Genomic DNA, 14638 nt, shown 5'->3' with positions numbered 1-14638 from the left:
ATTTTTTAGAAAAATAAAATATGAAAGTAAGCCCAGAATTCAGAGGTACAGCAACTATTGTCGTAGTAAGTTTATTACTGCTGATGAGTTTTGTTTCTTTCTTAAGGTCTTCACAAGCTGAGAAAAGAGAAGTATCAGAAATTCTTTTAAATCAGGAATATAAGATTGCGAACTTCCCTTTTCATGCAAGAGAATATTACAGGACTGATGACAGGAAAACATTACTGAGTCTAAAACAGGAGGCGGACAAAGTACTTTCCCAGATTAATGCAATGGAAAGTGGGGCAAAAATGTTCTCCTCTGAGCAACAGTCTTTTTTGGTACTCACTTCATTAGACGATGATGATTTGTCGCATGCCTTAGAATTATACAGAAAAAGATTTGAAGACTACTACGCTCAAATAGACGTGATGTGGGACGCAAGTATCAAGTCAAATTCCTCTATGGAAGAATTGCAGTACGGTAGAAGAACTTTGGGCTATTCTGCTACAAAATCACAGATTATTGAAGAAGGAGAGGGAAGCGATGTGGTAGGTAAGGCATTGGATTTTTTAGAAAGAAGAAATTCATCTTTATTACTTCATAATAGAGAAACACGTTTTCAGTTGGAAGAGAATATTAGAAGAACAAAGTCAACTAACCTTATTTTCAATGGTTTTTTGGTTGTTTTTGGTGTGGTGCTTCTTATTTCCCAAGGTGCTTATTTTAGAAATCAGCTGTTAGTGCCAATGAATTTACTAAGAAAGAACCTTGAGTATTTTACTTCAGAAAAAGGAGGAGATAATGTATCTGACATCAAAGTAATTGAAGATAAGGTAAATCATTTGGAAGATGATTTTGAAAGAATTACAAAGATGATTGAACACTTGGGAGAAAAGGATTTTGAAGCAAATACTGATGGTCTTAACCCAAGGTTGGAAGAATCTTATGATAAAGCCCGTAATACTTTAATGCAATTGGCCAACGAGGAATTTGTAAGTAAATGGATTACGGAAGGACTTGCTAAAACAACTGAAACGCTGAATGGAGAACACTTTGATTCCATCACTGATATGAGTTTTGCCTTCGTAAGGTTTGTTACTCGACATTTGGGAGCATTGCAAGGCGGTGTATTCTTGAGATTAGACAAAGATAGTGATCAGGTGGTCAATCAGGTTGCAAGTTATGCTTATGGAAAGAAGCGTTTTCCTCAGAAAAAAATATCAGCAAATGAAGGGCTCGTAGGACAGGTAATGCTTGAAAAGCAATATATCTATGTGGAAGATGTGCCCGACCATTATACGGCTATTTCTTCAGGATTGGGAGAAGCAGCGCCTACCAGTATTATGATTATTCCTGTAGTACATGGGTCAGATGAGGTGTATGGTGCTGTTGAAATTGCATCTTACAGAAATCTGGCTCCTCATGAAAAAGAATATGCTAGTGCTGCCTGTGAACGTTTTGCTTCTGCAATTGCGGTGTATATGATGAACGAAAATACACGTCGATTACTGAAGGAATCAATGGAAGTGAATGAGAATTTGAAGAACAAAGAGGAATCTTTGATTTCTAAAACCAAAGAAATGCAGGGCTTTCAGGATGAGCTAAATGTGAAACTGAAAGAGCTTTCAAAGGAGTCTAACTTAAACAAGAATATTCTAGATGCGATTGGTAAAACAATGGCAATTATTGAATTTGATCTTGAAGGAAGAATCTTAACGGCTAACGATATGTACCTTTCTGTAATGGGCTACAAATTGGAAAACCTTACAGGAAAATATGAAAGAGTATTAGTGCCTTCTGAAGAGGTGAACTCGATGCGTTATAAATTACTATGGGACAGTTTAAATAATGGATCTTATATTTCTGGAGAGTATTGCAGAATCAATAAAAGAGGACAAGAAATATGGATGAACGGTACTTATAATCCAATTTTCGGACTCGATGGAAAGCCTTATAAGATTATACAATTTGCTGAATTTACCACTGAGCAAAAAGCAAAAGATCTTACAAATAATGAGAGACTGAATGCTTTTGGAATGCACTTCCCTGTACTTGATCTTGACTTGGATGGTAAAATAAAATCAGCCAACACTACATTTACAGAGCTGTTAGGGTACAGAAGAAAGGAGTATAGAAATATAGCTTTGGTTGAGCTTTTTGAAGACGCTAAAGAAATTCGTTCTTTCAAAAGAATATTAAGAGACATAAAGGCAGGGACAGATGCCGTGGCCACTTTCAATTTTATGTCGAGAGAAGGTCATGTTAAAACCTTAGAGCTTAATTTATTCCCATTGAGAAACCTTTCTGGAGATGTTCAGAAAATTACCCTTTTCATGGTGGATAAAACAGAGGAAAGCTTTATCAAGAAGGAATTGAAGACAGAATCTGAAACACTTACACTTTTACAAAATGAAGTGGCTTCAAGAACTGCAATTTTGGAAGGTATGGCCATGATTTTAGAAGTGGACTTGAATGGTAGAATTATTTCTGGTAACAAAAAGGTAGAAGAGTGGACTGGAAAGCCAATTGATACGAGAATTGGTGAACCATTGGCAGATATGGTCACTACTTCTTATCAGTCTGTTATCTCAACATTATTGATGGATGATGCTGAGAAAAATGTAAAAACAAGAACATTAGAGTTCTTTACAACAAGAAAAGGAGCTTTGTGGGGAGAAACTAGCGTAAGAGCGGTGTTTAATGAAGATGTTCCAGTGAAGTTTACCTTTATCATTTTTGATGTAACAGAGAGAGTGGAACGTGAACAAGGGCTTACAAGACAAATTGAACGTCAGAAAACGAAGAATACACTCTTCAGAATGCAACATAAAGACAATAATAAAGAAAGTGGTTTTGCAGTTTTAGAACAGATTTTCCAAGATAAAGATGTGGATTTGTCTACTAATGAATGGATCAACAAGCTCTCATTACCTTCATTATTGTTGGATGAAAAAGGAAATATAGAAGCGGATAACGAAGCTTATCAAAGTTTAAATATATCGGCATCTAAGATTTTGAATGTTCCTGATTTCTTATCAGAATCTCAGAAAGAAAAAATCACGCAATCAGTTGGTAATGCTTCTTTGCTGGAAGAATCTTTACGATTAAAAGGAGAGGAGAAACTGTTGCTGTCAGTGCCTTTATTCCAAGAGGATACGCATAGGATACTAATCATGTTTGCTTAGTAGTAAAGGTGACGTATTAAATCTCCCAATTTTAATCCATGCATTAAAATTGGGAGATTTTTTTATTATTTTTTCTTCTTATCAACAATTGCCTCTGCCAACCAAAGGTATTCTTCAATAAAAATATCCACTGCACCTTCAAAAGATGGATTTAATAACACTCCTTCAGAGTCCACCTGATCTTGGACATTAGAAATAGTCATCATTCTGTAAATTGGGTAAGCCATTAATGCCAGCACCTGAAGTTGCATTGCTTGTGCAGCTCTTATGCCCCCCAAAGGGCCCGCCGATATACTGATTACACCAATTGGTTTTTTCTGATAAGTACTTTTCGGGAAAAAGTCGATAGCATTTTTCAGTGCTGAAGAGAAACTGCCATTATATTCAGGAGAGGCCAGTAAAATTCCATCAGCTTCATCTAAAATCTTTCCCAGTTTTTTGACATTTTCTGGTGAGTCGTCATGTAAAGTATTGGTCAGTGGTGGAAGTGCGTATTCTTTAAGGTCAATCACTTCAGCATCGATTGAAAACTGTTCTTTCATTCTTTGAGCAATATATAAAACAGCACCATGAGAGAGTCTGTCATCTCTTACACTTCCAGAGAGTAGTATTAGTTTCATTTTATAGAGGTTTTAAAATTTAGATTTAAGTTATGAAACCAAATGCAAAAACAAGTGCTTTTACTAACAAAACTTATTAGACTTGGTTTGGAGAGAAATAAGTTGTCAACATTTAATAACCTTTTCTCTAACTTTGTACTTTTCTATGTTATTTACCCATACAGAACTCTTATTGAAATAGGAGAACATAAAAGAAAGACTTCCATCTAAGTAGAAATATATAATGAAAAAGACATTAGCAAGTGATAATTACTCAGGAACAAACCCTGAGCTTATTGAAGCATTAGGAAAAATAAATGTAGGCCATCAAGGATCTTATGGAGCAGATGATTCCACTGCGGGTGCAATTGCTGTTTTTAAGAAATTATTGAAAGAAGATATTGACGTTTACTTTACAATGAACGGTACAGGTGCCAATGTGACGGCTTTATCTTCTGTTTGTCCTTCTTTTGGTGCAGTTATCTGCTCTTCAGTAGCTCATATTAATGTAGATGAATGTGGTGCTCCAGAAAAGTTTGGAGGATTTAAGTTGCTTTCAGTAGAAAAGGAAAATGGTAAACTTTCTCCTGAAGATATTGCTCCCTTCTTAGTCAATTTAGGAGAGCAGCACTGGTCTCAACCCAAGGTGGTTTCAATCACACAAGCTACAGAATATGGAACAGTATACACTTGTGAAGAGATCAAAGCCATTGCAGATTATGCACATGAAAATAATTTATTATTACATGTAGATGGGGCAAGAATCAGTAATGCAGCTGTATCATTAGGCGTTTCTTTCAAAGAAATGCTTGTGGATACAGGAGTTGATTTTATCTCTTTTGGAGGCACTAAAAATGGACTGATGTTCGGTGAGGCTGTCATCTTTTTGAATACCAAGATTTCTGAAAACTATAAATTCGTCAGAAAACAAGGCATGCAGTTATTATCAAAAATGAGATACATAGCGGTGCAGTTTGAAACGCTTTTTGGTACGGATCTATGGAAGGAAAATGCACTTCACGCCAATAAAATGGCTAAAAAACTTGCTGAAGGGTTGAGTAAAGTACCTGAAGTTCGTATTACACAAGAAGTGCAGGCCAATGGCGTCTTTGCCATTTTACCTAAAGAGGTGATACCAGCCATGCAAGAACAGTCTCCTTTTTATGTTTGGAATGAGCAAATCAATGAAGTTCGTTTGATGTGTTCTTTTGATACATCAGAAGAGGAAATCAATGCATTTATTGAGAAACTTGAAGCTCTGACAACAGCAACAGCTTAATCAGAGATCAATATCACTCAAAGGCCATGTGTTTTCATAAAATACATGGCTTTTTTCATTTTATTAAAACAATTATCGACTTAAGGGGTTTAGTACTACATAATTACACCAAAATTCCTAACTATCTCCTCTTATGAAAATCATTATCAAATACTCTTCTTTCATGTTCGCGGGTTACTTATTGCTTTTTCTGATCATGAAATTTCTAAACCTTTACCACATTATAGAATTGAGAGCATTGAACTTTGTGATTCATGCAGGAGGTATATTTTATGCTTTTAGAGAGATACAAAGAGAAAATCCAGGAGATTTTGGGTATTTATCAGGATTTCTTAGTGGTATGAAAATATCTCTTTTCAGTGCTATCCCTTTTGCATTATTCATGATGTTCTATCTGACTTTTATAGATCCAGAATTTTTACAGTATTTAAAAGAATCTGCATTATCAGGAGCATACATCACAAAAGGAAAATTATTTATTGGTTTATGTGCGGAAGCCTTGGGTTCAGGGATTCTGATATCATATATAGCGATGCGATATACAATTATGCTATCATCATATCGCTCTCAGCATTAAAGATTATCAACTATAGACAAATTAGACCTACAAGCTGGAAACCTCATGGATTTAATCTATGAGGTTTTTTTTATGTGAAATTGATGAAATGAGTCTAATGTTTATTTAAACCTGTTTTCTTAGAAGAGTTTGATATTATCACTTAAATAAAAAACGTATTATTTTATTTATATAAACTATTGTACTGCCTATGATTACAATTTTAGGTATTGTAATGAAATGTATACTCAGAAGTTAATTTGAAGTAGAGGGAATGAAAAGTTGACGTAGTGGAATTTAAAGCAGAACAAGGCGGTTTACTTAGATTTGAGCATACTTTTTAAGTACCAGGAAATTGTACTGCAATCAATACTTAAAAACGTTGACGAAGTCTTGTGTTCCTATTCACTTTTTACACATTTATCATTCCCTAAACTTCACCACAGCCACTGTTTTCAATTCCTCAGCGATTGTGAATCAAATTAACTTACTAATGAAAAAAAGATATTTTTTAGGTCTATTACTATGGGCTTCTGTTGTACAATCCATCAATGCACAATGTTTACAAGATGACATTGCGTTAGGAGCTTTTAATAATTATTACCTTCCATCAGATTATAATTTATGTTCTGATTTGCGTGCCGATTTATCAGGAGCAAATGGTATTACAAGTGCAACGGTACCCGCTTCGAGTTTAACCATTAAATCAGGTACTGACATAACCATTACTGCCACTACTTTTTCAATCTTTTATCTCAATTTAATTATTGAAGAAAATGCAATTCTCCGCATCAATGGAAATATGCAGATTGAAGATGCTGATGCGTACGATTCTAGTTATCAGATTGATGGACAGCTCATAGTAAGCGGGAATCTATCGACTAGTGCTTGGAGTTTTGAAAATAATGGAGTTGGAGAAGACATTATTATTAATGGAAACGGGTCTGTTCAGGTGGGAGGAAACTTTAATAGTGGCACAATTAATCCAGATAATGTATCAGATGGTATTAATTGGGACCTGAATTGCGATAATATCACGGGAAATCTGAACTGTAGTGACCTTCCTGTAGAACTCACTTACTTTCAAGCGTCATCAAAGGAGGAATCAGTTTTTTTAGAGTGGGAGACAGCGACTGAGGTAAATGCTTCTCATTTTGATGTAGAAAGATCTTCAGACCGAAAAAATTGGGATAAACTAGGAACGCTTCAAGCTTCAGGAAATTCACAAACATCAACAACTTATCAATTTGAAGATGAAGTACCTTTATCAAGTGCTTATTACCGATTGAAGCAAGTAGATTTCGATGGATCTTATACGTATTATGGTTCTATATTGGTGAGTAATCAGTATGAACAACATAAATTAAACGCTGTAATTATGCCTAATAAAGTATTTAGTGGGGAGAAAGTACAATGCAATCTATCAGGATTAAATATCGGGAATGACGTATTGATTCAAGTATACAATAACAAAGGGCATAACGTCTACTTTAAGGAAATCAGTAACATTGATGCAAATAATATTTTAAAGACTTTCAATTTTACAGAACAACTTAGTTCAGGTATGTATTACATCGTTATCAGATCAGGGCAAAATGTTGTAAAAGAAAAACTTTTAGTGAAATAAAGATCATATAAATTGAAGCAAACTATTGTTACTCAAACCATTCATTTTAAACAAAATTCATCTTATAATGATAAAATGGCATTATTTTTTAGACATAACGAATAAAAAATTGCATATGTTAAATACGAATGAACTTTTTGTTTGTTAATGTTGTTTAGCTAAATTTTGCAATAAATCTATTTATTTCAACAATGCAATCATAAAAAAATAGCAGTAAACTATACTTAGCTTCTTTTTGATCTAATGCTCAAGTATGCTTCTTTATGATTTGAATTTTACTCTAAATTAAACTTCTGCCACCCATTTTTTGAATGCGAAGTGGGGGCAAAAAATTAACCTGACATGAAAAGAATTTACTTTTTATTATCTATGCTGTTTATAGCATATTTTTCATCTGCTCAAACATGTACAACACCTGCAAATGGTGTAACTTATACTTCTAATTGTACATATACAAGTGCTACTGATGTCAATATCGGATCCGGTGGAGATTTAACTGTTTCGGGCGATGCAAATGTTGAGTTTACTGTAAACTCCTACTCTATTGGAGGGAACCTTTTTAATTATGGTTACCTGATTGTTGATGAAGGCAGTACATTAACAATTAATGGCGATTTGGTTTTGGAAGAGTTTGGTGTTCTAGAAGTTTATGGAACTTTGAATGTTAATGGTAACGTTACATCAACAACAGGATTTTCATTTGGAGACCGATTAATAGTTGGGTCAAATGGAGTAGTTAATATTGATGGAGACTTAGATCTTACAGGACCATTAGGCGATGGAATTAATGGTACTGTTGAAGGTGAATTGAATGTAACAGGAACATCAACGGGAACAGGTAATCTTCCTGTAGAACTTACTTACTTTCAAGCATCATCAGAAGAAAAAGAAGTTACTTTAGAATGGGGAACTGCTACAGAGGTAAATGCATCTCACTTTGATGTACAAAGATCTGCAGATAGAAATAACTGGGAGACATTAGGAACTGTAGAAGCAAGTGGTAACTCACAAGTAGCTATCAGTTATACTTTTGAAGATAGCGATCCATTGCCTAAAGCTTACTATAGATTGAAACAAGTAGACTTTGACGGTGTTTTTGAATTTTTTGGTCCATTACAAGTAGCTCTAGCAGGAGTGGAAATGCCAATGGAATTATTAGTGATGCCAAACAATATCAGTAATGGAGAACAAGTACAATTTAACCTTTCAGGGCTAGATGTTGGAAATAGTATTGAAATCACGGTTTATAATAACATTGGAAATATAGTTTATACAGAGAGTGAAAAATATATTACATCTGAAGTGTTATTGAAACCAATGAACTTTACTTCTTCTCTTGGAGTAGGTATGTATTATATAGTAGTGAAATCTGGTAAAGAAACTATAAAAGAAAAGCTGTTAATCAAATAGGTTAACTCTTTCATTATAAATTATAAAGGAGACCCGTAGTTTGGATAAAAACTACGGGTCTCTTTGCTATTTTTTTATTTTTAAAAGAAGAAAAATCTCAGAGATAAAAAAAAAAGAAAAATAATTTTCAGTATTAACAAAATAATTTTAGTGTCAAAACTCTGTTTTTGTATCACAAATCAAATATGAAAATTTTTAGACAAGGTAAAGGTGTTAAACTCTCTATCAAATAGAGGTGCTTTTTAAGTGGAATGTTATTTATTTACTTATACATGTAAGAAAATTAGAAATTTTGTTCTTAAATAATGTAACCTAAAAGAAGTTGTTCTACTTTTTAAACTTCTTTATAGTAGAAAAGTCAACTTTGGCTGTAAATTCCAATCTTTGTATATTCTCATAACATGTTGCACTATTTTTATATTTATTAGATTGAATTAATGAATTACTGAACAAAAACAACAAAAAAGTGAATATGTTAATAGTGTTGTTGTCATTTGTTTAATAAGATTGTTTTGCAATCTTTGTAAAGCGTAATGATGTATTAAATTACTGAAAAAGAAATAAATACGATTTATTAATCAAAGAAAAGATGTTATAAAATACTATCTCATTTGCTCAGAAATACAACTCGCCCGCACTCTAATTTTAATCAAATAATAGCTCAGATTGTTTTTGGTTTTTGATATCAATTTTGAAAAAACCAGAGATGAAATTAATTAATCATGAAAAAAATTTACTGCTTTTTCTTATTGCTACTTACTGCTCAAATTATTTATGGACAATGTACGCCTTCGGATGGAACTGTGTATACTAGTGATTGTACATATGACAATCCTGGAGCAGCTGTTAACATAGGTTCTGGTAGCGATGTAACAGTCTCTGATAGTGGTGACCCTGGTGATCCTACTGACGTTACTTGGAATTTAGGATCGTATACTATTCAAGGATGGACCGTTATTCTTTTTACAAATTTTGGTAACCTAACAGTTGATGAAGGGACTACCCTAACTATCAATGGGGATTTGATAATGTCTGAATTTGGTATCCTTACTGTAAATGGTACTTTAAATGTAAATGGAAATGTTTCACATACTATTGGAGCTTCATTAGGAGATCGTTTCAATATCGGTCCAAATGGAGTTGTTAACGTGGATGGTAATCTGGATCTTTCAGGACCTTTCGGTACAGGTGTTCAAGGAGTTTGGGAAGGCGAATTAAACGTCACAGGATCTATAGCAGGTACTGTTAACTTACCTGTAGAATTGACATACCTTAAAGCATCACCTTCAGAAGAAGATATTTCTATAGAATGGGTGACAGCAACTGAAATTAATGCTTCTCATTTTGATATTGAAAGATCTACTGACCGAAAAAATTGGGAGTCGATTGGATCTATTCAAGCTGCAGGAAATTCTCAAACGGCCGTTTATTATGAATTTAAAGATGAAGAACCTTTGCCACGAGCATATTACAGGTTGAAACAAGTCGACTTAGATGATGCTTATGAATATTATGGGCCAATAGTCATCAATCACGCTGGAGTAGAGGAATCTATGAACGCACTGATTATGCCTAATAATATCAGCAGTGGTGAGGAAGTACAGTTTAGTATGTCTGGATTAAACATTGGAAATAATGTTTTCATTCAAGTTTACAATAATCAAGGACACAATGTATACATGGAAGAAATAAGAGACATAAGTTCTAATAATCTGTTAAGGACAATGGATTTCACAAGTCAACTTGGATCAGGTATGTACTATATCGTTATCAAGTCCGGACAAAGTGTTGTAAAAGAAAAGTTGCTTGTAGACTAAGCAACAGCAGACGAGTTTAAAAATTATTCATACCGTATATAACTAAACTTTCAGCCCATAGCCTGCCAAGCTATGGGCATTTTTATTGTTAAGTAGCGTTTATTAACCTTTGTTAGGTCTTATACTTGGCTTTTGGCGTAGTTTTTCGCTTATTCGTGCTTAATTAAGTTATATTAAATGGTGATTTAGTCCAAATTTATCGAAAATAAGGTGAAGTGAACTACTAAAACAAACATGCAAACACACCTTATTCTAAAACCTTTTCTGATATGTTAAGCATTAACTACTACAAGCTATTGTTCATATCATCTATTCTTCTGATAAGTTATAATTCATTCGCAATAGATGGGTGTTCAGCTGATTATTCTTCAGGTCGTGTGACTATTGGAGATGGAAACCTTATTTTTAATGAAAGCTGTCAAGTCTTTTCTGAATCAACAATAACACTGGAAAACGATGGAAATTATCGTACAATTCTAGTTGGAGATGCCACAGAAAATTTATCTGTACTGATAGAAGCATCTCAACTGATACTTGAGCCTGATCCAAATGATATATTGGAACTTATTATTGAGGCACAGGATACCCTTGTGATTATTGGTGATCTTAGATTATTCAACAATAGTACAGTGACTGTCAAAGATAATGGAGTATTAATTATTCATGGAAGTTTACTGACAGAAGGAGATGAAGATACTCCTGAAAAGTCAAGTAAAGTAAATATCAATGTTGCTGCTGAAGGGCAAATACATGTGAATGAAGATGCTATTTTAAACTATTCTTCAGGTAATTTAGAAGGTCTAATCATTGTGCCTAATGGAAAAATAGAAAGTTACTCTATTGAAGGTGAAGTGCCAGGTTGGTTGTTAGGATGGTTAGCTCTTTGTGAATGGTTGTTTCCAGATAGTCAATACACACAAGATTTGAGAGATACGGTTGATGAAATTAGAAATGGAGGAAAAATTGGGGATATTGATTTCGATCAAATTAAGGATGAATACCCTGGAGATATAGATAATCCTTTCACGAAAGATTACCCAGTGGATATCAGTCTACCAATAACAGCGAGAGGACTTGACTTTTTTGATGAAACAGGAATTTATACTCAACCTATTTTCACCTCAGAGAACTTAGAAGAAATCCTGTCCAATGGTAATGTATTAAGTTTATTGGGAAAAGAAATCGCATTTACTGTACAAAGTGAAGAAGATAAAAACTGTATGTTATACTCTACATTCAAAGTTAATTCTGTGGGTGGTCTTAAAGATGCTTTAGGAGAGATGACATGGAAGTTGCCTACTGAAATTGAAGATGCGATTGAAAAGAGAAATGGTGGAGATGAATCAGACAACCAGATGATCCTTGATTATTTTATTAATAAAACCATCAAAATTGAAGTAGTTGAATCAGGATCGGTTTCAGAAAGAGTCACTGTAGACGGTCAGTTAGGAGGAAGTACAGCTAGAATTGCAACAGTACAGTCGAGCGGTAACATCATTATTGATTTTGAAAGCCAAGTGCCAGGAGACTTACCCGTAGAGCTTATTTATTTCAGAGGTGCTGTAATAGGAGAAGAAGTAGAGCTAGAATGGAAAACAGCTTCAGAAATAAATGCATCTCATTTTGAGGTGCAACGTTCATCAGATCGTAAAAACTGGATTAACCTTGGGACAGTTGAAGCAAGTGGAAATTCGCAAACTGCCATTGAATATACTTTCACAGATGAAAAACCACTAGCTGTATCATATTATAGATTAAAGCAAGTTGATTTTGATGAAGCTTTTGAATTCTTTGGGCCAGTTGCTGTTACATTAGAGGGAGTAGAAGAGGCATTGGAACTTTTGATTATGCCTAATAATATTTTGAACAGTGAAAATGTGCAGTTCAGCATTTCAGGATTGAATGTAGGTACAAGTATGAGCATTCAAGTTTTCAACAACAATGGATACCTTGTGTATAGTGAAGATATAGCAGAAGTGACTTCAAATAACCTTTTGAAACCAATGCATTTCACAAAGCAATTAGGATCAGGAATGTATTATGTTGTAGTGAAGTCTGGAAAAAACATTGTAAAAGAACGTTTATTAGTCAGGTAACTTGCTGAAAAATATTTTACTACAGATTATCCCATAGTTTCTAGAAAGCTATGGGATTTTTTTTGCCTAAAATTTTACATCAACATTAATTTTTCGTCGATGTAAGAAAAAAGCTATAGGAATATACTGATTGTCGTTTTGGATGTCTTTAGTGTTGATTATTGGTTATTTTTTTGATTTTAAGGATGTATGATAACCGTTATAAATATCATATTCCGATTCTTTTTTTATTAACAAAAGGCTAGAAACATACGATTTCAAATTTTGTTGCCTTCAACACAAAAGAAAAAAAATGCGTTAGACCTCACAACCACAGCGAGAAAGATAAAATTAAAAACTAATCGTGAAATGAGAGTACCGACTTTTTAAATAATTAGAAGATATGAGAGCTATTTACCCTTTTCTATTAGCTGGTGCATTAGGATTCATAACAATGGAAAGTTATGGTCAATGTGCAAATCTAAAATCAGATTTTGATACAGACGCAGTGTTCACATCAGATGCCAATTGTTCGTTTGCAGATGATTTGACACTAAGTAGTAATTCTAGTGCCAGGAAGGTTGAGGTGAAAAATGATAGTGATGAACTTTCCGTAACAATTGACTTAAATGGTAACACATTGTCACTTGGAGGTAGGGACCAGGCCTTTAATTATCCAAGCGGTGTAAATCTTATAGTTGGTGAAACAGATACTTTAATTATCAATGGAAATTTGTATATCAACACTAATTCATCAGTTCAAGTAGATGGCGTGCTGATTGTCAGAGGAAATGTTGATACTTATGATGGAACTCTCATTTCTGATTATGGAACTGATAATATTGGGGTGAATGTAGGGAACTCAGGAATAATTTCTGTTTCAGGAAGTGCAGACTTTGGACGTGCAACCAATGAAAACCCACAAAACATTTATGCAACAGGTGGATTGGATAATCGAAGTGGAAATGGAAATTTCTCTAATGCTATTGTAGGTTCAGATCCATTTTCTACTGATAAAGTGTTGGATTTTAATGAGCTGAGTGCATCCATTGATTTTTGGGATGAATCAAAATTAGTGGCAGGGGATCGATCTGGAAACAAGATCAGTGTGTATATTTTAAATGATCTTACTGTCAATTCCGCATCGGGATGGTATGGTAAATATTTAAAAGTAACGGCTTATGGCTTCGATAACAATGAAATCGTTTTACCCAATCAGTCTAGTCTTGGTAAAATTACTTCACTCCAAGATTTGAAAGATAGAATTGTCGCCATCAAATGGGAAGTGAAAAATCAAAACGTTAGTGAAAAGCTAGATCACTATCATGACAATGGAAAAACAGATACAAAGCATCTGACAAAATCAGAAAATACTACGATGCAAAACTATTTCTCCCAAAGTAGAAAAATTGTAATTGAATTTGTTGACACACCTTTAGAGGCTAAAGCGAGTTATGAGAATTACCCATCAAATGCAAGATTGAGTGCCGTAAATGCTATTGATGAAATTGAGGTAGAAAACAATATGGGAGATCTCCCAATCATACTTAGCACATTTTCAATTGGTATAACAGAGCAACAGACAGTAAAACTGCAATGGACCTCTGCTATGGAAATCAATAATGATTATTATGAAGTACTTCGCTCAGTAGATCAAAAAAACTGGGAAAGTATAGGGATATTGGATGGTGCTGGAAACACTACTTACGCTATTGATTACACTTTTGTGGATGAAGAACCTCTTTTTGAAGCTTATTATAAGCTAGTACAATATGATTTTGATGGACAAAATGAATCTTACGGTCCTTTGTTTATTGCTTTAGAAGATGATGGGGTGAATGATTTTCAAGTAAATCTATATCCTAATGTAATCAATGGGAATCAGGTTCCTAATCTTTCGATTCAGGATGTATCAAAAGGCAATGATATTCTGATTCAGGTTTACAATAACTCAGGAAGAGCAATCTATCAAGAAGTCATTAAAAACTTAGCTGGAAACTCTCTTTTAAAACCTGTGCCATTACCTTCTAATTTACCATCAGGAATGTATTATATGGTTATAAAGTCAGGACTTAAAGCAACTAAGAAAAAATTGGTTTTACAATAAA

General features: G+C 34.0%; 9 protein-coding genes. 8 read left to right on the top strand and 1 reads right to left on the bottom strand.

The window, feature by feature from the left end:
- Positions 1-20 precede the first annotated feature (20 nt).
- On the top strand, positions 21-3167 hold the full coding sequence (locus tag AVL50_RS22845) for a PAS domain S-box protein (protein WP_062618783.1): 3147 nt from the start codon (positions 21-23) through the stop codon (positions 3165-3167).
- Positions 3168-3232: 65 nt separating this feature from the next.
- Here the strand turns inward: AVL50_RS22845 and AVL50_RS22840 are convergent, their stop codons facing one another.
- Positions 3233-3787, bottom strand: coding sequence for an NADPH-dependent FMN reductase (locus AVL50_RS22840; protein ID WP_062618781.1), 555 nt, complete (start codon positions 3785-3787; stop codon positions 3233-3235).
- 223 nt (positions 3788-4010) lie between these two features.
- Between AVL50_RS22840 and AVL50_RS22835 the strand changes: the two genes are divergently transcribed.
- The 7 genes from AVL50_RS22835 to AVL50_RS22805 all read left to right on the top strand — a co-directional run bounded on the left by AVL50_RS22835 (position 4011) and on the right by AVL50_RS22805 (position 14637).
- Positions 4011-5045 carry a low specificity L-threonine aldolase gene (locus AVL50_RS22835; protein ID WP_062618779.1) on the top strand — a complete coding sequence of 345 codons (1035 nt, stop codon included), beginning with the start codon at positions 4011-4013 and terminating at the stop codon, positions 5043-5045.
- A 133-nt stretch (positions 5046-5178) separates the two neighbouring features.
- Positions 5179-5622: a DUF4199 domain-containing protein gene (locus tag AVL50_RS22830; RefSeq protein WP_062618777.1), complete on the top strand. Its 444-nt coding sequence runs from the start codon at positions 5179-5181 to the stop codon at positions 5620-5622.
- A 472-nt stretch (positions 5623-6094) separates the two neighbouring features.
- Positions 6095-7228, top strand: a complete 1134-nt coding sequence (locus AVL50_RS22825) for a T9SS type A sorting domain-containing protein (protein ID WP_062618775.1) — start codon at positions 6095-6097, stop codon at positions 7226-7228.
- Between the two features lie 342 nt (positions 7229-7570).
- Positions 7571-8638 (top strand): T9SS type A sorting domain-containing protein, encoded by a 1068-nt coding sequence (locus tag AVL50_RS22820; protein WP_157491495.1) that lies wholly within the window; start codon positions 7571-7573, stop codon positions 8636-8638.
- Positions 8639-9360: 722 nt separating this feature from the next.
- Positions 9361-10455: a T9SS type A sorting domain-containing protein gene (locus AVL50_RS22815; protein ID WP_062618772.1), complete on the top strand. Its 1095-nt coding sequence runs from the start codon at positions 9361-9363 to the stop codon at positions 10453-10455.
- Positions 10456-10724: 269 nt separating this feature from the next.
- On the top strand, positions 10725-12551 hold the full coding sequence (locus tag AVL50_RS22810; protein WP_062618770.1) for a T9SS type A sorting domain-containing protein: 1827 nt from the start codon (positions 10725-10727) through the stop codon (positions 12549-12551).
- A gap of 382 nt (positions 12552-12933) precedes the next feature.
- The gene (locus tag AVL50_RS22805) at positions 12934-14637 is read left to right on the top strand and encodes a T9SS type A sorting domain-containing protein (RefSeq protein WP_062618768.1); all 1704 of its coding nucleotides are present in this window, start codon (positions 12934-12936) and stop codon (positions 14635-14637) included.
- Position 14638: the final 1 nt, after the last annotated feature.

Source organism: Flammeovirga sp. SJP92 (genome assembly GCF_001583495.1).
Lineage (GTDB): Bacteria > Bacteroidota > Bacteroidia > Cytophagales > Flammeovirgaceae > Flammeovirga.
Note: the sequence above shows the minus strand (reverse complement) of the source record. Positions and strands in the feature narration are given on the sequence as shown.